Source organism: Janibacter cremeus, assembly GCF_013409205.1.
Taxonomy (GTDB): Bacteria; Actinomycetota; Actinomycetes; order Actinomycetales; family Dermatophilaceae; genus Janibacter; species Janibacter cremeus.
In genome coordinates, this window is record NZ_JACCAE010000001.1 from 342,994 (window position 1) to 368,444 (window position 25,451).

Consider the following 25,451-nt stretch of genomic DNA (forward strand, 5'->3'; position numbering starts at 1 on the left):
ACAGCCGGCCGTAGGCTGCGTGCACCCACCCCGCCGATCTGCCCAGGAGTGCACATGTTCCGTGAAGCCGTCGAAGCCAAGGACATCGACGCCGTCGACGAGATGCTCGCCGAGGACTGTGTCTTCCTCAGCCCGGTGGCGTACACCCCCTACCCCGGCAAGGCGATCACCAGCGCGATCCTGCGCACCGTCGTGGAGGTCTTCGAGGACTTCACCTATGTCCGCCAGCTGCGCGACGGCGACCACGAGGCGTACATCTTCACCGCAAGGGTCGACGGCATGGAGATCACCGGGTGCGACTTCCTCACCTTCAACGAGGAGGGCAAGATCAGCGAGTTCATGGTGATGACCCGCCCGCTCAAGGCCTCCCAGGCACTCGCTGCGGCCATGGGTGAGCGCTTCCCGCAGATCCAGGCCGCTGCGGCGGCCGCAGCCGGGGGCGAGTGAACCGCCACGCCGCGATGGTCACCCCGTGAGCGAGCGCCCCGTCACCCCTTGCCGCTGGTGACGAAGTCGGCGACCACCCGCCCGAGTTCCTCCCCCGCGTCCTCCTGCAGGAAGTGCCCGGCGCGGTCGATGACCGGGTGGGTCACCCCCTTCGCGCCGGGGATGTTGCGCTTGAGCACCGGGGCCATCGCGCCGGTGATCGGGTCGCTGTCGCCGAAGGCGACGAGGAAGGGCTTCTCCCAGCGCGTCAGCTCGTCCCACGCGCGACGGTTCGCCTCGGTGGCCGGGTCGTCGGTCGAGGTCGGGATGAGCCCCGGCATGACTCGTGGCCCGGCCTTGTACGTCTCGTCCGGGAAGGGCGCGTCGTAGGCGGCCCGTGACTCGTCGCCCAGACCGCGCGCGCACCCGGAGGCGACGAAGCGACCGACGTCGAGCACCTCGGCGTTCTCCACCGCGCGGCGAAAGCTCCACCACACCTCGGGCATGTCGTGGTCACCGGTCGGCAGGCCGGTGTTGGCGGCGACGACCGAGGCGAAGCGGTCGGGGTTCTCCGCGACCAGGCGCAACCCGATCAGCCCACCCCAGTCCTGCCCGACGAGGGTGACCTCGCGCAGGTCGAGCACGTCGAGGACGAGGCTGCGCACCCACTCCACGTGCCGGGCGTAGGTGTGCGCGGCGGTGTCGACCGGCTTGTCCGACCGACCGAAACCGACCAGGTCCACCGCGACCGCGTGGATGCCCGCGTCGGCGAGCACCCGCATCACGTGCCGGTAGAGGAAGGACCAGCTCGGCTCCCCGTGCAGCAGCAGCACCGTGGGTCCGTCCGCGGGGCCGGACTCGACCCACGCCATCCGCAACGTCCCACCGTCCTGGTCGGGCACGTCGGCGTAGTGAGGGTCGTAGCCGAAGTCGGGCAGGTCGGTGAATCGCTCGTCGGGCGTGCGCAGAGTCTCCATGCCCGGAGCCTACGAGGTGCGGCACTACACATGTCGTCGGACAGGCCTTCGTCCTCTGTCCCACCCACGGCACCACCTGGTCGGCCACGGGCGTCGATAGTTGCCCCTCCCGGCTAGCGTGTGGACCATGAAGGCCTTCGTGAAGTCCGACCCCGCCGGATCCAGTATCACGGCGACGGAGGTCCCGGCGCCTGAGGTGGACACGGACGACCTATTGGTGAGGATGCACGCGGTCGGGGTGGGGATCCACGACTCCTACTTCCTCCCGGCCGATGCCGGGCCCTCCTTCCCGATCGGCATGGAAGGCGCCGGCGTCGTCGAGCAGGTCGGCCCGGGCGTGACGCAGCACCGGCCCGGCGACCGCGTCGCCTTCGTCAACGCCATGGAGGCGAAGGGAGGGACCTGGGCCGAGTACGCCGTGGTCAACACCAACTCCCTGATCTTGCCGGTGCCTGACGGCCTCGACTTCGTCGAGGCCGCGGCGTTGCCGGTGGCGGGAAACACCATCCTGCGGACCCTGGCCGCGCTGCCCGGCATGCAGAGCGGCTCCTCACTCTTCGTCGCCGGTGGCGCCGGCGCCATCGGGTCCCTGGCGATCCAGATCGCGCGCCAGCGTGGCTGGCGGGTGGCCGCATCGGCATCAGCGCACAATCACGACTACATGCGGTCCCTGGGCGCGGAGCTGACGGTCGACTACCACGACAGCGACTGGCCGGAGCAGGTCCGGGGTTGGCTGGGCGAGGGAGTGGATGCCGCGATCGCGATCCATCCCGGCACGAGCACCGAGACCATGCGGGCCGTCAAGGACGGCGGCACCATCGTCCCGGTGTCCGGCGACTCCATGGCGGTCGAGCGCGGCATCCGGGCCGGGATGATCGCGTACCAGGCGGACGTGAGCCGCGAGCTCGACCAGCTGATGGCTGATGTGGTCTCCAAGGCCATCCACCTGGAGATCGAGCGGGTCTACCCCTTCGACGAGGCCGCGGACGCGCTTGCCCGGGTGCAGACCCGGCACGCCCGCGGCAAGCTCGTGCTGCGCCTGCCGTAGGGCGCGGATCCGGGCTCAGTTGTCGACGAGGCGGGTCTTGGTACCGACGACCTGGAGCTGAGCCACCGGCTCGTCCTGCAGGTCCGCGACCGCCCCGAGGTTCTGCCACGCGCCACCGTTGACCCGGAACTGGCCGACCAGCCGGGCGTCGACCTTCACCGACCGCTTGCCGGTGGTCTCGTAGGTGTGCGTGATGTCGCCGTCGGGGTAGACCCCGCCGGTGCTGTCCGTCCACTCGGAGGTGCTGTCGTCCCCGAAGTCGTAGCGATAGTCCTTCGAGGCGATCTTGAACTCGATCGTCCAGGACAACAACGTCACCGGCTTGCTGACGTCCCCCGGCTTCAACCCCGCACCCTTCGGCCAGGAGGCCTCGTAGAAGGTCGGCAGGTTGATCAGGGTCTGGTTGCCGACCGGCTGCATCGACACCTCCGGCTTGGCGAAGGGCAACTCCATGAAGGCCTCACGGATCTGAGCGATCGTGGGCACCGGCGGGGGCGGTGCCGACGTCCGCGGGATCGTCGGGTCGTCGACGTCCGGCGGAGGCGGGTACCCCGGCAGGCACGTCTGGATTGGGCCGTACCAGTGGTCACTCCCCTCCTGCTTCATCCACACCAGACGAGGCGGTCCGGAGGCACTGGGGTTGGCGCGGCAGTCAATGATCGTTGCGCTGCATGCCGGGTCAAGGCCACCGCTCGAGCAGTTCCGCTCCTTGGTCACCCACTTGGCCGGCGGGGTGCTCCAGGCGACGTCCTCGGCCTTGCCGGACGTGCGGGAACTTGTCCCGCCACTGATCTGCTCGTCCTTGTCCTTCAGACGATTGGTTTCCGTAATCCTCTTCTCACTAACGTGAGCGCCCGTCTGGAAATTAGTGGTCTTGGGCTTGGGCTCGGTGCCCGCGTCGGCAGTCGACGTCGCGCCCAAGATGATCAACCACGACGCGCAGATGGCAGCGAAGAACCTCATGTCAACATGTAACTGTCGACTACGGCCCAAGCACCTGACACCCAATCGAGGTAGATGATCACGTCATATTTGATGGGGTCGCTCGGGGCCATGTCCGATTGCCCGGACTTGTCGACCATCTTGTAGGCACGATCCTTGGCAGTGACCGTAACCGCTTGATCGGACTTGCCTGTCGTCTCAGAGGTGACCTTCGAATCCAAAACGGCAGTTGGAAGCACGTTCGCGTGTCGCCCGGCGCTGATCTCGGTGTCGACGGCGTTGATGTACTCGTAGCAAACCGCACAATCATCGGAAACAAGCGTCTTCAGGGTCGAGGTATCGCCTTCATGGATAGCTCGGCTCTGCGCGTTCCAGTAGTACTTCGCAAAGGCCACCGCCCCGTCCTGGGTGTGCTTGGTGGCCGCCTCAGGAAGATCGGGCGCATCGCTGGAGCCACTCGACGAAGACGACGAGCTCGAGCTGGACGATGAACTCGAACTACTCGACGGCGACTCGACCGACCGCGGAGTCGCGGTCGTCGACGAGCTGGAGGGCCCCCCTTCGCTCTCGCCACCACAGGCGGACAAAGCACCCATCGCCAACACGGTCGCAGCCACCACGGCCACCGGACGTCGTCGGACAACACCCACGCTCTCGCATCCTTCCCTCGGGCCCCGTCCGGGACCACATCAGTGACCAAGGGTATTGAGATCTGGCCCGACCGCATCTTGAGTATCCACAGGCCCGCCCGGAACCCGTGCGCCACAATGACCGGTATGGAACGACTCCCCGACGGCGCGCACCTGCTGCGCGGCGGCGACCTCGGGTGTGCGCGACTACTGGTCCTGCTGCGGCAGGAGGCCAAGCAGCTCCCCGAGGGTGCAGTCGTCCACCTCGAGACGAGCGACCCCATCGCGCCGATCGACCTGCCGGCGTGGTGCCGGATCACCGGGCACGGCTACCTCGGTCCGGTCGAGGACGAGGGCGTCCCGCGCTACGGGGTCCGGCTCTCGCCCGTGGCCAAGGCGACGGATCCACAGTTCCCTTGGCGTGTGGTGGGCTAGATCCCTTCGAGGCTCGGCCGCGGGCGGCCTCGCACCTCAGGAACCGTGGGGGTCAACGATCGGCCTCGCACCTCAGGGACCATGGGGGTCAACGATCGGCCTCGCACCTCAGGGACCGTGGGGGTCAACGATCGGCCTCGCACCTCAGGGACCGTGGGGGTCAACGATCGGCCTCGCACCTCAGGGACCGTGGGGGTCAACGATCGGCCTCGCACCTCAGGGACCGTGGGGTTTGACGATCGGTCTCACACCTCAGCCAGCGTGTAGGCGCGTGTGACAGGATCGGATCAGCAACAGCCACACCGATTCGCAGGGGATGAAGGCTTGAGCAACCGAGCCCAACAGTTCATGGACACTGCCCGGCAGGTCGCCGACGCGACCGGCATGGGCGAGGCAGTCGATCAGGCGGCCGAGGGCGCCCAGAACGCCGGATTCGACCTCAATGCGCGGGACTTTCCCGCAGCCCGGGGCGAAGGGGGGTCCGCGGGCACCCGGATCAACGCCGAGCACGTCCCTCTCGACGAGGCAGCGGAGCAGCTCAGTCGCAGCCAGTACGAGATGGGCACCGAGGGCCCCGTGCACGTCATCACCCCGATGGTCATGCCCAAGGGCGGCCGCCTGAGGGCGATGCTCCCGGCGCTGCTGCTGGTGTTCCTCGGCATCGTCGGTGCGATCTTCCTGCTGCCTTTCGGCCTGAGCATGACGGTCTTCGGCCCCCACTACTGGTTGCTCGTGGTGGTGGCCGCAGCCTTCAGGTGGTGGCGCCACGGGATGGTGATGGTCCCCGAGGGCTGCACCGCCCTGATCAGCCGGTTCGGCAAGGTCGAGGACGAGGTCGGCCCCGGCCGGGTGACGCTGTGGAACCCGTGGAAGCGGGTCTCCTACATCGTCAACACCACGCGTGAGTACCCCTTCAACGCCCCGATTCGCTCGGCCCCCACGAAGTCGGGCGTGCAGGCATCGGTCGACCTGTTCCTCCAGTTCCGCATCGTCAGCGCCCGCGAGTTCGTCTTCGTCCTCGGCGCCGTCCAGGGATTCCAGGACAAGCTGAACAACGCGATCTCCGAGACCACGCGCTCACTGATCTACGAGCAGGAGGCCTCGGGCATCTACGACCTCGTCGGGGAGAGCACCTCGCGCCTGCTCGAGCAGCTCAACTCCCAGTTCGCCCCCGCGGTGGAGCTGACGACGGCCAACATCACGCACGCCGAGCCGTCGGCGCAGGAGTACCGGATGGACCTCGCTGCCCCGGAGATGATCCGGGTCGCCAAGGAGGCCTACACCTACGACTACGAGCTGAGCCTGAAGAAGGAGCAGAACGAGGGTGACCTGAACAAGGACCTCGCCTCGCTCAACGAGAACCTCTCCGCGATCCAGGCCGACATCGCCCGCTACCAGGCGCAGATGGACACGGCACTGGAGCGCGAGACCAACCGCGCCGAGGCGGTGGCGCGCCAGCGCTTCGTCGAGTCCGAGTCCGACGCCAACGCCAACGCGGCACTGCTCGAGGCGCAGGCCCTGGACATCCGGGCGCTCAGTGCGGCGCTCGCGCCGGAGATCCTCGACTACCGCTACCAGCAGGACATGCTGGAGAAGATGAAGTCGGTCTCCACCTCCCTTCCGCAGATCGTGCGGGTCGGCGAGGAGTCCGAGAGCGTGGACTACCTCCAGATCGCTCGCCAGCTCGTCGGTGGTCAGGACCAGCAGCTCTTCTCCACCGAGGCCATGGAGGCCATCCGCTCGCGCCAGAGCGACATCTCCGAGCGTGTCTCCTCCCGCGAGACCGACATCGAGGAGCTGCTGAAGGCCCCCGAGGAGACGGACGTGGAGATCCTGCCGTCCTCGGAGTCCGAGTACGACGCCGAGGGCGATCAGCGCCTCGACGAGATCCGCCAGTCGGTGACCGACGAAGGGGTGGCCTCCCAGTTCAAGGACGTCACCTCCGACGTCCCGACGGCCCCGCAGCAGCACGACGTGACGAACGAGGGTGAGCAGGCATGAGCGACCAGATGATGGAGCAGGCCGTCCGCGCCTCCCGCGGGCAGGGAATGAGCTCGATCAAGGAGGTCGTCTCCGCGTGGAGCGACGTCGCACGCTTCCTGCGTGGTGGTGACGCCGGCTCGCTCGTGCCCGTCGTCATCCCCAAGGACAAGCGCGGCCTGCGCTGGACGGCGCTGATCTGGTTCGCCGTGTGGGCCCTGATCAGCGGGGTCGTCCTCGCGGTCACCGACCACGCCGTCCTGGGCGGACTGGCGATCATCGTCGCGTTCGTCTCGGTCCTGCTGGCCGCCCTGTGGTGGTGGCGCTCCTCGATCGTGGAGATCGAGGAGGGCACGATCGGCGTGCTGACGAAGTTCGGCGCGATCTCCGGCCCGGGCCTCTCCCCCGGCCGCCACTACCTGTGGCACCCGTGGGCGCGCGTGGCCTACGTCGTCGACGTGACCACGGAGATCCCCTATACGGCTCCGGTGCTGTCCTCGCCGACCCACGAGAACGTGCCGCTGAAGTCGATCGAGTTCTTCCTGCGGTTCCGCATCGTCGACGCGATCCGGTTCGTGCAGACGATCGGCGCGGGCAACTTCGACTTGGTGCTGTCCAACTCCGTGCAGGACGCCATCCGGCAGCGCAGCCGCCAGGTGCACACCGAGCAGGCCTACGACCTGCGCGGCAGCGACGTGAAGGACATGCAGGACATCCTCAACCGTCAGCTGACCCGCTACGGCGTGCAGATCATGGGTTGCAACATCCCCGATGTGCAGCTGCCCGACACCTACCGGGAGCACCTGGCCACACGTGAGCGGGTCGCCAAGGAGCTCGTCGCCTACGAGAAGGAGTGGGACCTGACGCGCAAGCGCCGGATCGACACCCTCCTGATGGAGATGGAGCGCTCGAAGAAGGTCCGTGACGCCAAGGTCGTCGAGGTCCAGGCCTCGCTGAACAAGGCGCGCAAGGACGTCGCGCAGATGCTCGAGGAGCGCGAGACCGAGGCGCAGAAGGTCCGCTACGAGATCGAGACCCGGGCACGCACGAACCTCGTTGCCGCCCAGGGTGAGGCCAAGGCACAGGAGCAGCTGGCCACCGCCTACCGCGACAACCGTGCGGTCCTGGAGTACGAGCTGGCACAGCGCCGCCTCGAGGTCGGTGCCTCGCTGGCCGAGCACGCCCCGCGTCCGGTCATCGTGCACACCGACAGCGGCAGCGGTGACACCTCCGCGCTGTCGACACTGCTCATGGCGCAGCTGCTGCCGCAGATGACGAGCGCGAGCGGGTCCAGCCCACGGCGCTCGATCGGGCAGTCCGGCTCCGACGAGCACCAGTCGACCGCGGACATGCAGGATGACGCCCAGCAGGCTGCCGACTTCGCCGCCCGGTCCTTCCGGGAGCACTTGGGCCAGTAGTTCCCCATTCATGACGAAGGGGGGTCACACGACACGCCGTCGTGTGACCCCCCTTCGCCGTCCCGGGTCTACCAAGTGGTAGCCGCTACGGTCGAGAGGTCCGCACCTCGGCGTATCGGAGTCAATGATGAATTCGGTCCTGCTCGCTGTCATCGGCGTGGCCATGATCCTCGCTGGCTACTTCCTCTACTCGAAGTACTTGGCCAACCGCGTGTACCGGTTGGAGCCGAACTTCACGACTCCCTCGCACGAGCTGACCGACGGGGTCGACTACGTCCCGACGAACAAGTACGTGCTGTGGGGGCACCACTTCACCTCCGTCGCCGGCGCGGCACCGATCGTCGGGCCGGCGGTCGCGGTGATCTGGGGCTGGCTGCCGGCCTTCCTCTGGGTCACCATCGGCACGATCTTCATGGCCGGCATGCACGACATGGGTGCGCTGTGGGCGTCGGTGCGCAACAAGGGCAAGTCCATCGGTGCCCTGTCCGAGCGCTACATCGGCGCCCGCGGGGCCAACCTCTTCCTCGTCGTGATCTTCCTGCTGCTGCTGATGGTCAACGCCGCCTTCGCCGTGGTCATCGCCAACCTGCTGATCAGCACCCCGACCGCCGTCATCCCCACCTGGGGGGCGATCGTCGTCGCCCTGCTCATCGGGCAGGCGATCTACCGCTTCAAGTGGAACCTCGCGGCCGTGTCCGTCGTCGGCGTCGTCGCCCTGTACGCCCTGATCCTCATCGGCAACAGCGTCCCGCTCTCCCTCCCCGAGACGGTCATGGGCATCCCGGACAACGCAGTGTGGATCATCATCCTCTTCGTCTACGCGGGCATCGCCTCGATCCTGCCGGTGTGGCTGCTGCTCCAGCCGCGGGACTACATCAACGGACTGCAGCTCTTCATCGGCCTGGGCCTGCTCTACGGCTCGGTCCTCCTGGCCGGTCGCGACATGGTCGCCCCGGCTTTCAACAGCAACGTTCCCGAGGGCACGCCGAGCCTGGTGCCGCTGCTCTTCGTCACCATCGCCTGCGGCGCCATCTCGGGCTTCCACGGCATGGTCGCCTCCGGCACCAGCTCCAAGCAGCTGGACAAGGAGACCGACGCCCGCTTCGTCGGCTACTTCGGGGCCGTCGGCGAGGGGCTCCTGGCGCTCGGCGCGATCATCGCCACCACGGCCGGCTTCCGAACCCTCGCCGACTGGGAGTCCGTCTACTCGGCCTTCAACGAGGGTGGCGTGACCGCCTTCGTCAACGGTGGCGGCTCGATCATGAATGCCGGCCTGGGCCTGTCGACCACCCTGAGCGCGACCGTGCTGGCCACGATGGCAGTGCTCTTCGCCGCGACCACGATGGACACGGGCGTGCGTCTGCAGCGCTTCGTCGTCCAGGAGGCGGGCGAGGCCATGCGCCTGACGGTCGGCAAGGGCGCCGCGACGATCATCGCCGTTGCGGTCGCGCTGGGCCTGACCTTCGGCGCCGGACTGGACGGCTCGGGCGGTCTGCTCATCTGGCCGCTCTTCGGTACGACCAACCAGCTGATGGCCGGCCTGACGCTGGGCATCCTCGCGGTGATGTTGCTGCGCCGGAAGCGGACGATCGTGCCCGTCGTGCTGCCGATGATCTTCCTGCTGGCCATGACGGTCTACGCACTCTTCGTCCAGCTGGGCACCTTCTACCGTGACAGCAACTGGCTGCTGCTGGTGCTGGACCTGATCATCCTCGTCGCCGCCGTCTGGGTGATCGTCGAGTCGATCGGCGCGATGAACCGGGCTCGGCAGGGTGAGGGCGCCGACGACGAGGAGGTCGAACAGGCATCCACCTCGCAGGACAGGTCGTCATGACTTGGTTCGAGCGCTTCTCCGCGGGGCTGAAGGAGTTCTACTACGGGCCCTACCGGCAGACCTTCGCCCGGGCGAAGCAGGAGGAGGACGACCTGTTCATGATGCTCGTGCTCTCCGAGGCGCTCGGGGTGCCCAACCCGGCGAGTTACTACACCATCGAGCTGCTGCCGGTGATGTACGACCGGGTGCACGAGTGGCACACCCGCATGGGTCTGGACCGCTCGCCGCTGGACCAGTTCTCGTGCTGCTGCTAGACGTCGTCGAGGGTCGGCAGGTCCTCTTCGTCGGCGGCAAGGGCGGGGTCGGCAAGACGAGCGTCGCCTCCGCCCTCGCGCTGGCGGCAGCACGAAGGGGGCGGCGCACCCTCGTCGTCTCCACGGACCCTGCGCACAACCTCGGGCACCTGTGGGACCGCACCGTCGGTGACGAGATCGTCACCCTCGCCGAGGGGCTCGACGGGGTCGAGATCGACCCGGCACGCACCACGGACGAGCACCTTGCGGCGGTCGGGGCGACGATGCGCCGGTTGATGCCCGAGCACCTGCACGGGGAGGTCACCAAGCATCTCGACCTGGCCCGCGACGCCCCGGGCACCCATGAGGCGGCCGTCCTCGAGCGCGTCGCCGAGACCGTGGAGGAGGCCGAAGGGAGGTACGACCTCGTCGTCTTCGACACCGCTCCCTCGGGTCACACGAGTCGCCTGATGTCCCTGCCGGAGACGATGTCGGCGTGGACCGAGGGTCTGCTGCGGCGACAGGACCGCTCCGAGAAGTTCGGCGCCGCGCTGCGGGGCCTCGGCGGTGACACCCAGGACCCCGACGACCCGGCCGTCACCCTCCTGGGCGATCGGGAGGGTCCCACCGCCAAGCGGGACCGCCGTGGTCGACGCGACCAGGAGATCCGACGCATCCTCGTGCGCCGGCAGAAGCGCTTCGCCCGGCTGCGTGAGGTGCTTCAGGATGCGCAGCGCACCGCCTTCCTCATCGTACTCACCGCCGAGCGACTGCCCGTGCTGGAGACGATCGAGCTGCACGCACAGCTGGAGCGCACCGGCGTCGACGTCGCCACTCTCGTGGTCAACAAACGCTCCCCCGCGGACGTCGGCGGCTTCCTGGAGTCCCGGCGTGACCAGGAGGAGGTGCACCTGAGCGCCCTGCGCCAGGAGCTGCCGGGCGTGCCCATGGTGCAGCTGCCGTTGCTCGGCGCGGACATCGTCGGCCCGGACGCCGTGGCGGACTTCGCCAAGGCCCTCGCCGCTCCGTCGGCCTGACCGATGAACGACCCCCGACCCGGTCGACACCGCGACCGCGGACATGCGGGCGAGACCGTCCAGCCGCCGACGGCGACGGGGCGACGCACCCTGCTCATCGCCCCGGACAAGTTCCGTGGGTCGCTGACCGCACCCGAGGTGGTGGCCGCGGTCACCACCGTCGCCGACCGACTGGGGTGGGACGTCGTGTCCCGACCGATGGCCGACGGTGGCGAGGGCCTGCTCGACGCCTTCGGCGGTCCCAACCGCACGAGCGCCGTCACCGGGCCGCACGGACGCCACGTGGAGGCGCGGTGGCGCCACGCGGACGGTGTGGCCGTCATCGAGAGCGCACTCGCCTCGGGCCTGGACCTGGCCGGGGGCGGTTCAGTCAACGACCCCATGGCGGCCACCAGCCGCGGCACCGGTGAGCTCATCGCCGATGCCGTCCTGGACGGGGCCCGACGGATCATCGTCGGGCTGGGCGGCTCCGCCATGACCGACGGCGGACTGGCCGCCGTCGAGGCGGTCGTCGATCGCCTCGACGGGGACCGGCCGGTCGATCGTGGAGTCGAGCTGCTCGTCGCGTGCGACGTCGAGACGCTCTTCGCCGACGCGGCACGGGTCTTCGCACCGCAGAAGGGCGCCGACCCCGATCAGGTCGTCGAGCTGACCGACCGGTTGCGCCGGGTGCAGACCCACTACGACGACAGCTACGGCCACTGGCTGGCCGACCATGGCGTCGACCTGGCGACCACGCCGGGCGGCGGCGCCGCCGGTGGGCTCGGCGGCGGCCTGCTCGTGCTCGGCGGGCAGCTCGTCCCCGGACTGCGACTGGTGGCCGAGCAGGTCGGTCTCGACGAGGTGCTCGAGCGCGTCGACGCGGTCGTCACGGGCGAGGGCGCCCTGGACGCCGAGTCCTTCAACGGCAAGGTCGTCGGCGGCGTCGTGGCGGCCGCGCTCCCCCACGGCCTTCCGGTGCTCGTCATCGCCGGCACGATCCGGGCGGACGTGCCCGACCTGCCCTCGCGGGTGACGGCCGTCGACCTCAGCGAGAGGTTCGGCGAGGACGCGTCCTGGGGGCAGACGGCACAGTGCGTCCGCAGTGCCGTCGAGCAGGAGCTCGAGCGCCTGCTCTGATCGGTTCCGGCGCTCGCTCCCTCGACGGGCCGTGGTGGTCGTGCGAGGGTGGCGGGCATGACGACAGCCACGCCTGACGAGCGCTCCACCACCGCAGTCGAGGGCGGGGAGCTCCCGGTCGAGCTCTTCCTGCCCGCTGCCGGGTCGGGCCCGGGGATCGTGCTCTTCCAGGAGATCTTCGGAGTCACCGGATACATCCGCTCCCGTGCCCGTGATCTCGCGGACCTGGGCTATGTCGTCCTCGTCCCGGAGTCGTACTGGCGCCTGGGCAGCCCGGTGATCAGCGAGGGGATGGACGGTCTCGAGGAGGCCATGGGCGCCTCCAACCGGCTCGACTGGGACCAGACCGTCGCGGACGCGGTGGCGGCCACCCGGCACCTGACGCAGCGTTCCGAGGTCACGGGAGCGACCGGGCTGGTGGGCTTCTGCTTCGGGGGTGGCCTCGCCTGGGCGACGGCCGCCGTGCTGGCCGATGAGGGCGAGGCACCGGCGGCGTTGGTCGCCTACTACGGCTCGCAGATCCCGACCCTGCTGGACCTGGCCGAGCGAGTCCGCTCACCCCAGCTGCACCACTGGGGCAACTCCGACCAGTTCATCCCTGCCGAGGGCGTCGCTGCCGTCGAAGATGCCGTCACGGCCGCCGAGGACGCGACCTTCTGCCGCTACGACGGTGCGGGTCACGCCTTCGACAACCCGTCACCGGCCTTCCACCACGCCGAGGCCTCCGCACTCGCCTGGCCGGTCACGACCGACTGGCTCGCCACCCACCTGGCCGGGACGGCTGGCGCGAGCTGACGGTGCAGCCGGCTGCAGGTGACGGGTGGGGCCTCGCAAGGTGCTCATCGTCGGTGACTCTCCATCGCCCTCGTGCCTGGGCATGCCTCTGGGCCCTCCCGAGAGGGAGGGCGCGGGGCGTGGTCGCTAGACGTGCCAGGTGACGCCGGTCGCCGTGATGGTCGCGGTCAGGTCGTGGGTGTGGACCTTCGTGTGGTGGCGTTCGCAGAGCAGGGCGGCGTTGCCGGTGTCGGTGGCTCCGCCTCGGGACCACCAGGCCACGTGGTGGGCATCGCACCACTGCGGGGGCATGGTGCACCCCGGGTAGGTACAGCCGCCGTCGCGCAGCCAGATCGCCTTGCGCTGCCCGGGGGTGAAGAACCGCGCCGTACGGCCCAGGTCGAGGACTTCACCGTCGGAGCCCAGGATGACGGGAATGATCCCCGCGTCGCAGGCCAGCTTGCGCACCGTGGCCGGCGCCAGGACCTCACCAGTGGCGCTCACCCCGGCACCGTTGGTGCCTGAGCGCAGGTCGTCCAGGCCGATGGTGACCATCAACTGGGCCTTCTCGCTCTTGGCCGCTTCGCCGGGCGCGGAGACCCCGCGTCGGACGATCTCCACCAGTGCGTCCGCGCGACGCCGGGTCGCGGGCCGCTCGTCGTGCTCACCGTCGGGGCCCTTGACCGGCCCGGACATGGCCGCGATGGCCGAGTCGATGACCGCGGCACCCTCGGCGTCCAGGACGACCTTGTAGGCGCTCATCCCGGCCGGGCCTGGGGACTTGGTGAACGTGCGCGCGGCCTTGGCGCGCTTGTCCTCGCGGTCCTGGTCCTTCTCGGGCCTCAGCAGCCGCCCGGCACGCGTGATCCCGGCCGCGAGCTCCTTGTCCGTCAGTCCCCGCACCCGCTCGCGGCGTCGACCGTCGGGGCCGGTGGCCACGATGTCGTCCTGCGCGGCCGCGACCAACGCCGACAGGTCGTCGGCCAACTCCTCCTCGTCGGCCACCGGCGCGACCTGCGCATGGAACCGCGCCAGCTGGTCGGCCTTGCCCAACGGCAGATCCCCCCTGGTGAAGGCCTCGCGCAACTCACCGACCGCACCATCCGCTCGGGTCCAGTACCGGCCGGCCATCGTGGTGCCGGCCTGGGCCACCCGCACCACCGAACCCACGTGCCGCACACTCGGATCCGGGGACCGCTCACCCTCCGCGCGGGTGACCCAGTCACACGCCGACCACGCAGACTCGGCCGACAGACCCCGCGCCAGACCCTCACGCACCAGATCGACCTCCGCGACCTCCAACAGCTGCCGCAATTGACCGACGACGGCCAAGGCCTCGGTGACCTCACGGTCCTGAAGTCGCCACAATCCCGCGTCCGCAGCCTCACCACCACTCGCATCGACACCAAGTGCGCCCGCTCCAACGGCGGCCGTCAGTACGGGGGCGGCGGCCCCGAAAGACATCGAGCGCAATGCGTCACGCAGCCCGGGAACCATCCCGTACCCCTCGCTCCACTGCGCTGCCGTCGTCGCCATGAAGACACCCTGTCAGCGACCACTGACAACGCTCCGCAGCTGGGCGGGCCGCCCCTTCGTCATCCCGTTGCCCGAGGTGGCGGAACGAGCCGGGGGTCACCTCACTGGGGCGTCGGCGCGACGGTCCCCACGCCCGGCTGATGGCGGAGGGTGAGCCCCGCGATCACCGCGGCCGTGACCATGAGGATCGCAGCGATCGACGAGGTCACGACGACGCCGGAGTCGAATGCGCTGCGGGCGGAGTCGAGCAGCTGCGCCGCCAGGGGCGAGGGCAGCCCGCCGGCCACCTCGACCGCACCACCGAGCGTCTCGCGCGCGGCAGTTGCAGCCGCGGGCGGCACCTCCGCAGGAACGACCACCTGTGATCGGTAGGCGGCGGTGAGCACGCTGCCGAGGACGGCGGTGCCAAGCACCGCACCGCCTTCGTACGCGGTCTCGGAGACGGCCGAGGCGGCCCCTGCCTTGTGGGCAGGGACGGCGGAGAGGATGACGTCGTTCGAGATCGTCTCGGCCATCCCGACGCCCGCGCCGAGGATGGCGAACGCGACGAGGAGTCCCAGGTCGGACCCTGCCCATCCGCTCACCAGGACCACGCCGTACCCCACCGCATTGAGCAGCAGGCCACCGGCGACGACGGTCGCAGGGGTGAAGACCCGCACCAGCCATACGGCGGCCAGTCCCGCGATGATCGTCACCACGAGCCCGGGCAGCAGGAAGAGTGCCGATTCGAGGGGGCCTCGTCCACTCACCAACTGCAGGTGCTGGGAGATGAAGAACAGGAACCCGACCAGCGAGAACACGCTCAACAGATTCGCCGCGAGCGCCCCGCTGAAGGCCGGGACAGTGAACAGACGCACGTCGAGCATGGGGTGCGGGCGTCGCAGCTGCCGACCGACGAAGAGCGCTCCGCTGACCAGCCCCACGAGCCCGGCCACCACTGCGGCCCCGGTCAGCCCGGCGTAGGAGATTTCCTTGACGGCCCACACGATCGGAGTCATCGTCGCCATCACCAGCAGGATGCTCACGGGGTCGATGGGACCGGGGTGCGGGTCCCTGGACTCGGGGACGAGCCAAAGGCCGAGCACCAGGAGCGGGACGAGCACGGGCACCGCGAGCAACAGCACGGACCCCCACCAGAAGTGCTCGAGCAGGAGGCCACCCACGATGGGCCCCAGTGCCGCGCCACCGGCGAAACCGGCTGCCCACACCGCGATCGCAGTGCGCCGCTCGGTGGGGTCGGTGAAGACGTTGCGGATGATCGACAGGGTCGCCGGCATGAGCATGGCTCCGAAGAACCCCTGCGCTGCGCGAGCGACGATGAGGACTTCCGCCGTCGGCGCGAACGCGGCGAACGCGGAGACGACGGCGAAACCGAGTCCGCCGACCATGAGGAGTCGACGCCTGCCGATCGCGTCGCCCAGGCTCCCCATCGGGACCAGGAGTCCGGCGAGCACCAGCGGATAGGCATCGACGATCCACAGCAGCTGCGCCCCGGAGGGTGAGAGCGCTGCCGAGATCCCCGGCAGCGCGAACGCCAGCACGGTGTTGTCGACGGCGATGAGGAGCACCGGGAGCATCAGGACGCCCAGCGCCGCCCAGCGCCGACGCACGCTGGGTGCGGATGCGTGGGGTGCCGTGGTCAGCGCAGGGGCGGACATGGTGCTCCATCGTGGGAAAGGTGTGCCGGTGAGCGGTGGTTCCACACAACAATACCGTCCAGCCGGTACAGTCGCGTCCATGCCAACTGCCCGTGAAGGACTGCTCGATGCCCTCGAAGACCTCCTCGTCGAGGAGGGAGAGCGCGCCGCGACGCTGGACGCCGTGGCCGCTCGCGCCGGGGTGTCCAAGGGCGGGCTGCTCTACCACTTCGCCTCGAAGGCTGCGCTCGTCGACGGTCTCGTCGCGCGGATGCAGGAGCGCGCCGAGCTGGATGTCCGGGCCATGCGTGACGCGCCGGACGGCCCGGCCGCCTACTACGTGCGCACCTCCGCGGAAGTGGGCTCGGCATTCGACCACACCCTGCTGGCCGCCTTCCGTCTGGCCCCGGGTTCGGACTCGCGTGTGACAGCGGCGATCCAGGGCATCCGATCCCGCTGGCTCGAGCTGATCACGAACGAGGTCGGCGACGGCGACCTCGCGCTGGCGATCCTGCTCATGGGCGACGGGCTGTACTACAGCGCCTCACTGGCCCTGGACTCCCCGGGCAGCGAGCACCACGGCACCTCGACGCAGGCACCGGCAGACGCACAGGCGCCGGACCTGTCGGACATCGACTCACTGCTGCGGGTCGTCTCCCGCATGCGAGGTGGGTCAGGCCGGGTCTGAGCCGGCCCACCTCGGACACACCCGGATGGTCGGGCGCCAACCCGGACGCGATGATCGGGATCAGCCCGGGTCTCAGTCGATCGGGGACGGGATGATCACGACCTTGCCCGCGGCGTGCCCGGACTCCACCTCGGCCATCGCTTCGGCTGCCTGCGCCAATGGGTACGACGCGCCGATGTGGGGGCTGACGAGCCCCTCGGCCACCATCTCGCTGACCCGTGCCAGGGCTTCGTCGGACGAGGCCCGACCGGCTCCGCCGAGCTCGGTAGCGGTGTCGGGGTCCGCGGCCGAGACGATGCCGGAGGGGTCCACGATCACCGGCGCCAGCTCACGCAGGGGGTCCCCACCGACGAGGTCGACGAGCCGGCCGATGCCCTCGGGCACGTGTTCGCGCACCCGGTCGGCCACCCCGGGCCCCGAGCTGACGAAGACCGCGCCCGTGCCCTCGACGAGCTCCCGCTTGGCCGGCGAGGCGACACCGATCGTGGTGAGCCCATCGGCCCGGGCGACCTGCAGCGCCAGCAGCCCCACCCCGCCCCCGGCACCGAGGACGACGAGACTCCCACCGGGCCCGGCCGGTACCTGGTGGATCATGTCGTAGGCGGTGGTCCCGGCCACGGGGAGGGTGGCCGCCACCTCGAAGGACACCTCGGCCGGCTTGCGCACGACCTTCGACGCCTTGAGCACCGTGTGCTCGGCGAAGGAGCCCTGGCCACGCGCCGGCGGGCCGAGGACCTCGTCCCCGACGGCGACGTCGTCGACGTCCTCACCGACGGCGGTGACCACACCCGCAACCTCCAGTCCCATCGCGACGGGCAGCGTCCCCTTCGTGCCGAAGTCGCCCTCACGGCGCTTGGCGTCCGCCGGGTTGACCCCGGCGGCGCGCACCCGGATCGCGACCTCGTCGGGTCGTGGCTGCGGCGCCTCACGCTCGATGAGTTGCTGGTTCTCCGGGCCGCCATAGGCGGCGAAGGCGAAGACTGCGGACATGGCTCGAGGCTCCTTTCGCGAGGGTGTGCACCTGCAGGTGTCCCACCGTACGGGTCATCCGGCGAAGGGTGTTCGCGCACCATCCCCAGTGGGGCCTGACTACGTAGACTCCACACCTGGTCACGTGAGCACTTCCCGAACGAGTGAGAGGCGACGAGCAATGACGATCAAGCACACACTGGTGGGCACCGGCCCGACCAAGGTGATCACGGTGCACGGCTGGTTCGGGGGCGAGGACGGCTGGGGGCTGCTCCCCGACCTCGTGGACACCGACGCGTACACCTACGCCTTCTTCGACCTGCGCGGGTACGGATCGCGCAAGGACGTCGAGGCGGACTTCACCCTGGACGAGGTCGCCGACGACGTCCTCGCGCTCGCCGACGAGCTGGGCTGGCAGCACTTCGCCCTGGTCGGTCACTCGATGGGCGGGGCCATGGTGCTGCGCGCCTTCTGCCGTGCCCCCGAGCGGGTGACCGCCCTTGTGGGCATCAGCCCGGTGCCTGCCTCCGGTGTCCCGCTCGATGCCGAGTCGCAGGCCCTCTTCGACGGTGCTGCGCAGGAGCACGGCAACCGATACGCGATCATCGACCTGACCACCGGCAACCGCCAGCCGAAGAGCTGGATCGAGGGCATGGTCGCCTACTCCGCGGAGCATTCGCGGCCCGAGGCGGTGGCCGGCTACCTCACGTCGTGGACGGGCGCCGACTTCGTCGCCGACCTACCGGAGGTCACCGTGCCGGTGCACGCGGTCGTCGGCGAGCACGACCCCGCCCTCGGCGAGGAGACGATGCGCGCGACCTGGCTGGAGCAGCTGTCCGGGTGCGAGCTGACAGTCATCCCCAACGCCGGGCACTACGCGATGTTCGAGACGCCGGTGTCGTTGATCGCCGCGCTCGAGGCCACGCTGGCCCCGGCGGAGTCCTGACCGGCGATCCCGGGCGTCACCACCCGTGCACGCGCTCCCACCGCTGGCTGACCGGCTCACCCTCGCCCGCCATGACCTCGTAGTGGTCGTGCTGGGCGGCGGTGGCGCAGGCGTGGATCGGCAGGATCCGCACCCGGGTGCCGACCGGGAGGTCCGGCAGCTCACGCTCGACGCCGGGCCGCACGGCGAGCACCCCGTGCTCCTGGCTCGCGCCGACCATGACCAGGTCCTCGATGACCTCCCCCTCGCTCGTGGTCACGATCCCCAGGTGCTGGTCGACGGGCTGGGCCGAGGTGCCCCGGTCGCTGGAGGTGGCCATCCACCCGGCGTCGGTGAGCAGGGACGCGCCGGGTCCGTGGCCGATGACGGTCGCGGCCACCGACAGCGCGATGTCGTCGACGGTGCACACGCCGATGCCGGCCATGACGAGGTCGAAGAAGACGTAGTTGCCCGCCCGCACCTCCGTGACCCCGCTCAGGTCCCTCGCGGCGTGCGCGGTGGGGGTGGAGCCGACGCTGACCACGGGTGCGGAGTGACCCCCTTCGCGCAACCGGGTCGCGGCCTCGACCGTGGCCCGACGCTCCTCCTCGGCGGCCGCCTGCAGGGCCTGCGGCGTGTAGGCGAAGTACGACTCCCCCGCGTGCGTCATGACCCCGCGCACCTCCACCCCACCATCAGCGAGGACCCGGGCGATCTCGAGCAGTTGCGGGTCGCCGGGGAGCACCCCACCGCGGTGCCCGTCGCTGTCGATCTCGATGAGCGCCGGCAGGGGCGTGCCGTGCTCACCGGCGAAGGCGACCACCGCTTGGGCCTGGGCCACGGTGTCGAGCAGGATCGTCAGGTCCACGCCTCGCTGCTTCAGCCGGGCGACCCGGTCGAGCTTGCCGGGTGCGATACCCACCGCGTAGAGGATGTCGGTGTAGCCCGCATCAGCGAAGAACTCGGCCTCCGCCAGCGTGGAGACGGTGATCGGCCCGGTGCCGCCGCCGAAGACCATGCTCGTCGGCTCGAGCGCCTTGGTGGTCTTCACGTGCGGCCGCAGCGCCACACCGAGCCCGCCCAGGTGGTCACGTAGTCGTGCGATGTTGCGTTCGACCTTGGCGCGGTCGACGAGGGCGAAGGGGGTCTCGGCGGGAGTGGTCATGTGGGCATGATGGTGCAGACAGCCGGGACATGACGAGAGGGACGAGCAAATGAGCACACCGCGCGTCGGCGTGGCAGCGCTGGGCGGCACGATCGCGATGACGTCGCGGACCGGGCGCGAGGTGACACCGACCCTCGCTGCGGACGATCTCATCGCGGCCGTGCCCCGGCTCGGCGATCTCGCCGACGTCACGGCGACCACGGTGGCGACCCGACCGAGCGCGTCGGTCACCTCGGCCGATCTGGCCGCGGTGATCGAGTGGGCCGCGGCCCAGGTGGCGCAGGGCGCCTGTGGCGTCGTCGTCACGCAGGGGACGGACTCGATCGAGGAGAGCGCCTACTGGCTGGACCTGCACTGGGACCGTCCCGAGCCGCTGGTCGTCACCGGAGCGATGCGTCCGCCCACCACCCCCGGGGCCGACGGCCCGGCCAATCTCCTCGCCGCGGTGCTCACCGCGTCGGCGCAGGAGGCCCGTGGCCGCGGCGTGCTCGTCGTCCTCAATGACACGGTCCACACCGCCGCCGAGGTGCTCAAGGGGCGCAGCAGCCACCCGGACGCATTCGTCTCACGGCCCTTCGGGCCGCTCGGGTTCCTCGAGGAGGAGCGACTGCACATGCGCGCTCCCGCCGCCCGACGCCGCCCGGCACTGCCCGTGACGAAGGGGGCCGCACCCCCGTCAGTGGCCCTGCTGGAGACGCACCTGGACGACACCGGACACGTGCTCGACCTCGTGGTGCGAGCCGGGTACGACGGTGTCGTCATCGCCGGCTTCGGCGTCGGGCACGTCCCGGAGCGCATGGTCGACGCGGTCCAGCGCGCCATCGACGCGGGGGTGATCGTCGCCGTGGCGACCCGCGCGGGCAACGGCCCCACGCACGAGGCCAGCTACGGCTACGCCGGGTCCGAGGTCGACCTGCTCGCCCGTGGCGTCATCGCCGCAGGGTGGTTGCACCCGCGCAAGGCACGGGTGCTGCTGGTCGAGCTGCTGCGAGACGGCGCCGGCGTCGAGCAGGTCAGGGACGAGTTCGCACAGCGGGGAACCGTCGCCGGCTGAGGCCACGGACGACGGCGCGGCTCAGCGCTCGGTGACCGTGATCCGCGCCGTGGGGCGGACCTCGGGCTCGCCCTCGAGGTGCTCCCACACGGCGTCGACCATCGGCTCGAGGAAGAGCTGTCCGATCTGGTCCATGAGCATGCGCACCACCTGCACCTTGCGCGAGGTCGAGGTCGAGGCGTAACCGCTGCGGCGTAGTCCCTCGATCTCGTGTGCCATGAGGTCGACGAGGGCTCGCAGCAGGTGGGCGCCGCGGTGCGTGGGCTCGGTCAGGGACCGATTGAGGTACTGCACGACCAGCGGGCTGTCCCTGAGCATCACCCGGACGGCATCGTCGCGAGCGGCGATGACGTCCTGGGCGGAGCCGGACTCCTCCACCGTGGCCAGGGCGCTGACGAAGTGGTCGACGACGTAGTCGTCGACGGCCTGGCCCAGCCCCGCCTTCGTCCCGAAGTGGTGCTGGATCAGGCCGACGGTCACGCCCGCTTCGGCAGCGACCGTGCGCATCGACACCCGCCCCTCCCCACGCGTGGCGTACAGCTCGAGCGCGGCGTTGCGGATGCGGGCCCGGGCGGTGAGGTCCGACTGCTGGGGGCCGTGGTGGATGGTCATCGTCACGAATTGTCGTCCATCCGGGCGACCGGGGCATCGGCGCGTCCGGCACTCGTCTCGTGGGTCGCGGTCATGACTGAACCTCCAAGGCGACGGGCGCGGGGACGGGGTGAGATGACTGACAATACAGTTGCATAGGAGTAGATACAAACGTATTGTCTCTTCCGAGTTGCTTTCCGACCCATTGGAGAAGACACATGCTCGAGCCCGCCCCGTACCGTTCGCCGTGGATGAGCGACGACCTCGACGACGTCCGCACCCTCGCCAAGACCTTCATGGAGCGCGAGGCCGCCCCCCACATGGAGCGCTGGGCCAAGGAGGGCGCGGTCGACCGCGACTTCTGGAACAAGGCCGGCGACGCCGGCCTGCTGTGCATCTCCATCCCCGAGGAGTACGGCGGCGGTGGCGGGACCTTCGCCCATGAGGCGATCATCGCCGAGGAGCAGGCCAAGGCTGTCGACGACGGCTGGGGCAACTCCGTCCACAGCACGATCGTGGCCCACTACATCCACGCCTACGGCACCGAGGAGCAGAAGCAGCGCTGGCTGCCCAAGATGGCCTCCGGCGAGATGGTCGGCGCCATCGCGATGACCGAGCCGGGTGCCGGCTCGGACCTGCAGGCGCTGCGCACGAGCGCCACCCGCGACGGCGACGACTTCGTCATCAACGGCGCCAAGACCTTCATCTCCAACGGGCTGCACTGCGACCTGGTGATCATCGTGACCCGCACGGGCGGCGAAGGGGCCCAGGGCCTCTCCCTCATCGTCGCCGAGACGAAGGACCTGCCCGGTTTCTCCCGCGGTCGCCAGCTGGACAAGGTCGGCCTGAAGTACCAGGACACGATGGAGCTGTTCTTCGAGGACATGCGCGTCCCCGCGGCGAACGTCCTCGGTGGTGAGGCCGGGCTCGAGCAGGGCTTCGTGCAGCTGATGATGCAGCTGGGCCAGGAGCGCCTGATCATCGCGGTCGGCGCCGTCGCCGCCGCCGAGACCGCCGTCCGGCTCGCCGTCGACTACGCCAAGGAACGCGAGGCCTTCGGCCGACCGATCCTGAAGTTCCAGAACCTGCGCTTCGAGCTGGCCGAGTGCAAGACCGAGGCCCTGGCCGCGCGCACCCTCGTCGACCACGCCATCGGCCTGCACCTGGAGGGCAAGCTCGATGCCGCGACCGCGTCGATGGCCAAGTACTACGCCACCGACAAGCAGTGCGAGCTCGTCGACCGGTGCCTGCAGATCTTCGGTGGGTACGGCTTCATGACCGAGTACCCCATCGGTCGGATGTACGCCTCCGCGCGCGTGCAGAAGATCTACGGCGGAACCAACGAGATCATGAAGGAGCTCATCAGCCGCACGCTCTGATGAGCACCTCCCCCTGACGACGACGGGGCGGCTCCTTGCGGTCAGCGACCCCGAGCGGCGCGGAAGCGCTCCGTGCGCTCCGCGAACTCCTCGGAGGCGAGCAGCTCCACCTGCGCGCGCGTCTCGTGCTCGAGCGCGGCGGCGAGCGGCGCAGCCGAGTGTGCGTTGAGCGCGTGCTTCGACAGGGCCACCGCGCGCCGCGGGCGGGCGAGGACCTCGTCGGCGAGTGCGCCCGCGGTCGCCGCCAGGTCGGCGTCGGGCACGACCCGCGACACCAGTCCGGAGGCGAGGGCCTCGTCGGCGCTCAGCCGCCGACCGGTCAGCGCCATCTCCCCTGCCAGTGCCCGCCCCACCGTGCTCGGCAGGGTGTAGGTCGTGCCCCCGTCGGGGACGAGCCCGATGGCGGTGAAGGTGAGCAGGACGTAGGCGGACTCGGCCGCGACGGCCAGGTCGGCGGCGGCGAGGATCGCCGCCCCGAACCCGACCGCCGGGCCGTTGGCCGCCACGATCACCGGCACGTCCAGGTCGGTGATGGTCGTGATCAGCCGGCCCGCCGCGTCCATCGCCGCCTGCGCGTCCCCGATGGCACCGGGGGCGAGGTTCGCCCCGACGCAGAAGGCCCTCCCCTCGCCGGTGAGGACCACGGCGCGCACCTGCTCGTCCGCACCGGCCTCCTCGAGGACCCGGATCAGCTCCGGCACCGTGGTCGGGCCGAGGGCGTTGAGCTGCTCCGGTCCGTCGAGCGTGATGCGCACGACCGGACCCGAGCTGTCCACGCGGACGGCGGTGTCGCGCACGCGGTCTTCGGTCATGGCAGTCAGAGCCTCCAGCAGCTGTTGATGGTGTTCTTGCCCCGGGTGAGCCCCTCGTTGCAGTTCACCCGGGCACCACTGTCGCACCAGACCCTGGCCAGCTGCTTGCCGACCTCGAACTGGATCGCGCGTGCCATGGGTCTCCTTCGCCTCAGGACGCCGGGGCATCCCGTGCTCTCCCGGCATGCTGCCACGCCGGTTCCCAGGTCACACGGTCTGCTCGGCCACCCTGCAGGAGAGGACGTTCCACCGGCCCAGGGAGCCCGACCGCAGGGCCTCGTCGAAGCCGACGGGCGTGATGACCACTGCGGCCTCCGGGTCGCTGGGGACGGTGAGGATCACGTCGTCCAGGCGGGCGTGGGCCGGGTCCACGCAATCGGTCAGGCCGTGCTCGCGAGCGTGGGCCCGGGCCGTCTCGAGCGCCCCCACCGGGGCGGACGGTGTCGTCGCGCCGGGCGCGACGGTGGTGGACTCCACCGTACGCTCCTGCCGGGCGACGTAGCTCGGCAGGATCGCCACGCCGGCGACCAGAGCGGTCACGAATGCCACGACGGCAGACGTGATGAAGGACTTGAAGAACATGGTCATCCCCCCGGATGTGACGATCAGGTGCCCGAAGGGCGTCACTGCACGCCGGCCGGCAGACCTCCCCGTCTGCAGGACGCCGGCGCCCCGGTCACTCCCCTTCGGTGTCCTTGTGCGGACATGTCAGAGACTGTCAGCGACCACTGACAACGCTCCTGCCTGCCAACGCTGTTGGGGACCGGCTACCGTGGCCAGCGCCGGCGCGGACCGTCGGCCACGGGCCATCGACGCGTGTGCGTGGGCGAGGATTGGAGCAGCGATGGACTGGACGACACCGGGGCCCGAGGAGGTCGCACCGGGGGTTCATCGGATCCCGCTGCCCCTGCCGATGGACGGGTTGAAGGCGGTCAACGTCTACGCCGTCCTCGGCGAGGAGTCACACACCCTCATCGACGGCGGGTGGGAGATCGACATCGCGCAGCGCGCGCTTCAGGATGCTCTGGGCGAGCTCGGGTTGGCTCCGCAGGACTTCGACCAGTGTCTGGTGACGCACCACCACCGCGACCACTACACGATGGCGCTGGGCCTGCGGCGGCGAGCGGGGTTGGTCGTCGGTCTGGGCGAAGGGGAGGCGGAGCAGCTCGAGGCGATCCGCTCCACCACCGGCGGGTTCAACGGGGCGCGTGATCTGCTCCTGGCCGCCGATGCCACCTCGGTCATCGAGGGCCTGGCGGCCCTGCCCTCACAGCGGCTGGACCCCCAGGACTGGGAAGACCCCGACCGCTGGCTGCAGGACGAGGAGAGCGTTGCGGCAGCGGGGCGCTCGCTGCGGGTGCGCGCGACCCCGGGGCACACCCAGGGCCATGTGGTCTTCTTCGACGACGAGTCCGATCTGATCTTCGCCGGGGACCACGTGCTGCCGCACATCACCCCGTCGATCGGCTTCCAGACCAAGCCGGTGCGCACTCCCCTGGCGGACTACCTCGGGTCGCTCGCCGACATGCTCACCGAGCGCGACCGCCTGCTGCTGCCGGCCCACGGACTGGCCGGCGGCCGGCTGCACGCCCGCGTCGAGGAGCTTCTCGCGCACCACGACACGCGCCTGGCCCAGACCGAAGCCGCCGTGCGTGCCGGCGCCTCCACCGGATTCGCCGTCACGCAGGCGCTGCGCTGGACCCGCCACGAGCGGCACCTGTCCGAGCTGGACGCGATGAACCAGATGCTCGCGACGACCGAGACGCTCGCCCACCTGCAGGTGCTCGTCGCGCAGGAGCGGGTCCGGGAGAGCACCGTCGACGGGTGCTGGCGCTACAGCTGA

26 protein-coding genes are annotated in these 25,451 nt (G+C 70.0%); 15 read left to right on the plus strand and 11 right to left on the minus strand.

All coding sequences use genetic code 11. The annotated features are described in order from the left end of the window. The first annotated feature begins 54 nt into the window (after nt 1-54). Nucleotides 55-447 (plus strand): nuclear transport factor 2 family protein, encoded by a 393-nt coding sequence (locus BJY20_RS01560; protein ID WP_221935211.1) that lies wholly within the window; start codon nt 55-57, stop codon nt 445-447. A gap of 41 nt (nt 448-488) precedes the next feature. Here BJY20_RS01560 and BJY20_RS01565 read toward each other — a convergent pair whose 3' ends face one another. Further along, nucleotides 489-1,403 (minus strand): haloalkane dehalogenase, encoded by a 915-nt coding sequence (locus BJY20_RS01565; RefSeq protein ID WP_185989917.1) that lies wholly within the window; start codon nt 1,401-1,403, stop codon nt 489-491. Nucleotides 1,404-1,530: 127 nt separating this feature from the next. On the opposite strand from BJY20_RS01565, the gene BJY20_RS01570 reads away from it, so the two are divergent. Continuing rightward, nucleotides 1,531-2,451, plus strand: a complete 921-nt coding sequence (locus tag BJY20_RS01570; protein WP_221935212.1) for an NADP-dependent oxidoreductase — start codon at nt 1,531-1,533, stop codon at nt 2,449-2,451. A gap of 15 nt (nt 2,452-2,466) precedes the next feature. Here the strand turns inward: BJY20_RS01570 and BJY20_RS15785 are convergent, their stop codons facing one another. Further along, entirely contained in the window at nt 2,467-3,414 is a 948-nt protein-coding gene (locus BJY20_RS15785) for a hypothetical protein (RefSeq protein WP_246297082.1), read from the minus strand. After that, nucleotides 3,411-4,043 carry a DUF6318 family protein gene (locus BJY20_RS01580; protein WP_185989918.1) on the minus strand — a complete coding sequence of 211 codons (633 nt, stop codon included), beginning with the start codon at nt 4,041-4,043 and terminating at the stop codon, nt 3,411-3,413. Before BJY20_RS01580 ends, BJY20_RS15785 begins: the two co-directional genes overlap by 4 nt. A gap of 126 nt (nt 4,044-4,169) precedes the next feature. Between BJY20_RS01580 and BJY20_RS01585 the strand changes: the two genes are divergently transcribed. The 8 genes from BJY20_RS01585 (at nt 4,170) to BJY20_RS01620 (ending at nt 12,873) form a co-directional block, all read left to right on the plus strand. Then, entirely contained in the window at nt 4,170-4,457 is a 288-nt protein-coding gene (locus tag BJY20_RS01585; RefSeq protein WP_185989919.1) for a sulfurtransferase TusA family protein, read from the plus strand. A 324-nt stretch (nt 4,458-4,781) separates the two neighbouring features. Further along, nucleotides 4,782-6,458: an SPFH domain-containing protein gene (locus BJY20_RS01590; protein WP_246297083.1), complete on the plus strand. Its 1,677-nt coding sequence runs from the start codon at nt 4,782-4,784 to the stop codon at nt 6,456-6,458. Next, nucleotides 6,455-7,855: an SPFH domain-containing protein gene (locus tag BJY20_RS01595; protein ID WP_221935213.1), complete on the plus strand. Its 1,401-nt coding sequence runs from the start codon at nt 6,455-6,457 to the stop codon at nt 7,853-7,855. The genes BJY20_RS01590 and BJY20_RS01595 overlap by 4 nt, the downstream gene beginning before the upstream one ends. Nucleotides 7,856-7,982: 127 nt before the next feature. Next, nucleotides 7,983-9,689, plus strand: a complete 1,707-nt coding sequence (locus BJY20_RS01600) for a carbon starvation CstA family protein (protein WP_185989920.1) — start codon at nt 7,983-7,985, stop codon at nt 9,687-9,689. Continuing rightward, nucleotides 9,686-9,943, plus strand: coding sequence for a cory-CC-star protein (locus BJY20_RS01605; RefSeq protein ID WP_185989921.1), 258 nt, complete (start codon nt 9,686-9,688; stop codon nt 9,941-9,943). Before BJY20_RS01600 ends, BJY20_RS01605 begins: the two co-directional genes overlap by 4 nt. After that, a complete protein-coding gene (locus tag BJY20_RS01610; protein WP_185992406.1) occupies nt 9,934-10,959 on the plus strand; it encodes an ArsA family ATPase in 1,026 nt (341 codons plus the stop codon). Before BJY20_RS01605 ends, BJY20_RS01610 begins: the two co-directional genes overlap by 10 nt. Nucleotides 10,960-10,962: 3 nt before the next feature. Then, entirely contained in the window at nt 10,963-12,078 is a 1,116-nt protein-coding gene (locus tag BJY20_RS01615; RefSeq protein WP_185989922.1) for a glycerate kinase family protein, read from the plus strand. Nucleotides 12,079-12,135: 57 nt separating this feature from the next. Continuing rightward, nucleotides 12,136-12,873 carry a dienelactone hydrolase family protein gene (locus BJY20_RS01620; protein ID WP_185989923.1) on the plus strand — a complete coding sequence of 246 codons (738 nt, stop codon included), beginning with the start codon at nt 12,136-12,138 and terminating at the stop codon, nt 12,871-12,873. Between the two features lie 126 nt (nt 12,874-12,999). Here the strand turns inward: BJY20_RS01620 and BJY20_RS01625 are convergent, their stop codons facing one another. Continuing rightward, nucleotides 13,000-14,388, minus strand: a complete 1,389-nt coding sequence (locus tag BJY20_RS01625) for an HNH endonuclease signature motif containing protein (RefSeq protein ID WP_185989924.1) — start codon at nt 14,386-14,388, stop codon at nt 13,000-13,002. Nucleotides 14,389-14,489: 101 nt separating this feature from the next. Further along, nucleotides 14,490-16,046 carry an MFS transporter gene (locus BJY20_RS01630; RefSeq protein ID WP_185989925.1) on the minus strand — a complete coding sequence of 519 codons (1,557 nt, stop codon included), beginning with the start codon at nt 16,044-16,046 and terminating at the stop codon, nt 14,490-14,492. A 79-nt stretch (nt 16,047-16,125) separates the two neighbouring features. Between BJY20_RS01630 and BJY20_RS01635 the strand changes: the two genes are divergently transcribed. Next, nucleotides 16,126-16,713: a TetR/AcrR family transcriptional regulator gene (locus tag BJY20_RS01635; protein WP_185989926.1), complete on the plus strand. Its 588-nt coding sequence runs from the start codon at nt 16,126-16,128 to the stop codon at nt 16,711-16,713. A 72-nt stretch (nt 16,714-16,785) separates the two neighbouring features. Here BJY20_RS01635 and BJY20_RS01640 read toward each other — a convergent pair whose 3' ends face one another. After that, complete coding sequence (locus tag BJY20_RS01640) at nt 16,786-17,703, minus strand: NADP-dependent oxidoreductase (protein WP_185989927.1); 918 nt, start codon at nt 17,701-17,703, stop codon at nt 16,786-16,788. 160 nt (nt 17,704-17,863) lie between these two features. On the opposite strand from BJY20_RS01640, the gene BJY20_RS01645 reads away from it, so the two are divergent. Then, nucleotides 17,864-18,628: an alpha/beta fold hydrolase gene (locus BJY20_RS01645; RefSeq protein WP_185989928.1), complete on the plus strand. Its 765-nt coding sequence runs from the start codon at nt 17,864-17,866 to the stop codon at nt 18,626-18,628. A 16-nt stretch (nt 18,629-18,644) separates the two neighbouring features. Here the strand turns inward: BJY20_RS01645 and BJY20_RS01650 are convergent, their stop codons facing one another. Then, nucleotides 18,645-19,772: an alanine racemase gene (locus BJY20_RS01650; RefSeq protein ID WP_185989929.1), complete on the minus strand. Its 1,128-nt coding sequence runs from the start codon at nt 19,770-19,772 to the stop codon at nt 18,645-18,647. 49 nt (nt 19,773-19,821) lie between these two features. On the opposite strand from BJY20_RS01650, the gene BJY20_RS01655 reads away from it, so the two are divergent. Continuing rightward, on the plus strand, nt 19,822-20,826 hold the full coding sequence (locus tag BJY20_RS01655; RefSeq protein ID WP_185989930.1) for an asparaginase: 1,005 nt from the start codon (nt 19,822-19,824) through the stop codon (nt 20,824-20,826). Nucleotides 20,827-20,847: 21 nt separating this feature from the next. Here the strand turns inward: BJY20_RS01655 and BJY20_RS01660 are convergent, their stop codons facing one another. Next, nucleotides 20,848-21,438, minus strand: a complete 591-nt coding sequence (locus BJY20_RS01660) for a TetR/AcrR family transcriptional regulator (protein ID WP_185989931.1) — start codon at nt 21,436-21,438, stop codon at nt 20,848-20,850. A 230-nt stretch (nt 21,439-21,668) separates the two neighbouring features. Between BJY20_RS01660 and BJY20_RS01665 the strand changes: the two genes are divergently transcribed. Then, nucleotides 21,669-22,796 (plus strand): acyl-CoA dehydrogenase family protein, encoded by a 1,128-nt coding sequence (locus BJY20_RS01665; protein WP_246297084.1) that lies wholly within the window; start codon nt 21,669-21,671, stop codon nt 22,794-22,796. Nucleotides 22,797-22,837: 41 nt separating this feature from the next. Here the strand turns inward: BJY20_RS01665 and BJY20_RS01670 are convergent, their stop codons facing one another. The 3 genes from BJY20_RS01670 to BJY20_RS01675 all read right to left on the minus strand — a co-directional run bounded on the left by BJY20_RS01670 (nt 22,838) and on the right by BJY20_RS01675 (nt 24,196). Next, nucleotides 22,838-23,608 (minus strand): enoyl-CoA hydratase/isomerase family protein, encoded by a 771-nt coding sequence (locus BJY20_RS01670; protein ID WP_185989933.1) that lies wholly within the window; start codon nt 23,606-23,608, stop codon nt 22,838-22,840. Nucleotides 23,609-23,613: 5 nt separating this feature from the next. Further along, the gene (locus BJY20_RS16235; RefSeq protein ID WP_281366005.1) at nt 23,614-23,745 is read right to left on the minus strand and encodes a hypothetical protein; all 132 of its coding nucleotides are present in this window, start codon (nt 23,743-23,745) and stop codon (nt 23,614-23,616) included. 70 nt (nt 23,746-23,815) lie between these two features. Further along, on the minus strand, nt 23,816-24,196 hold the full coding sequence (locus tag BJY20_RS01675; protein ID WP_185989934.1) for a hypothetical protein: 381 nt from the start codon (nt 24,194-24,196) through the stop codon (nt 23,816-23,818). Nucleotides 24,197-24,452: 256 nt separating this feature from the next. Here BJY20_RS01675 and BJY20_RS01680 point away from each other — a divergent pair, with 256 nt between their 5' ends. Next, on the plus strand, nt 24,453-25,451 hold the full coding sequence (locus BJY20_RS01680; RefSeq protein ID WP_185989935.1) for an MBL fold metallo-hydrolase: 999 nt from the start codon (nt 24,453-24,455) through the stop codon (nt 25,449-25,451).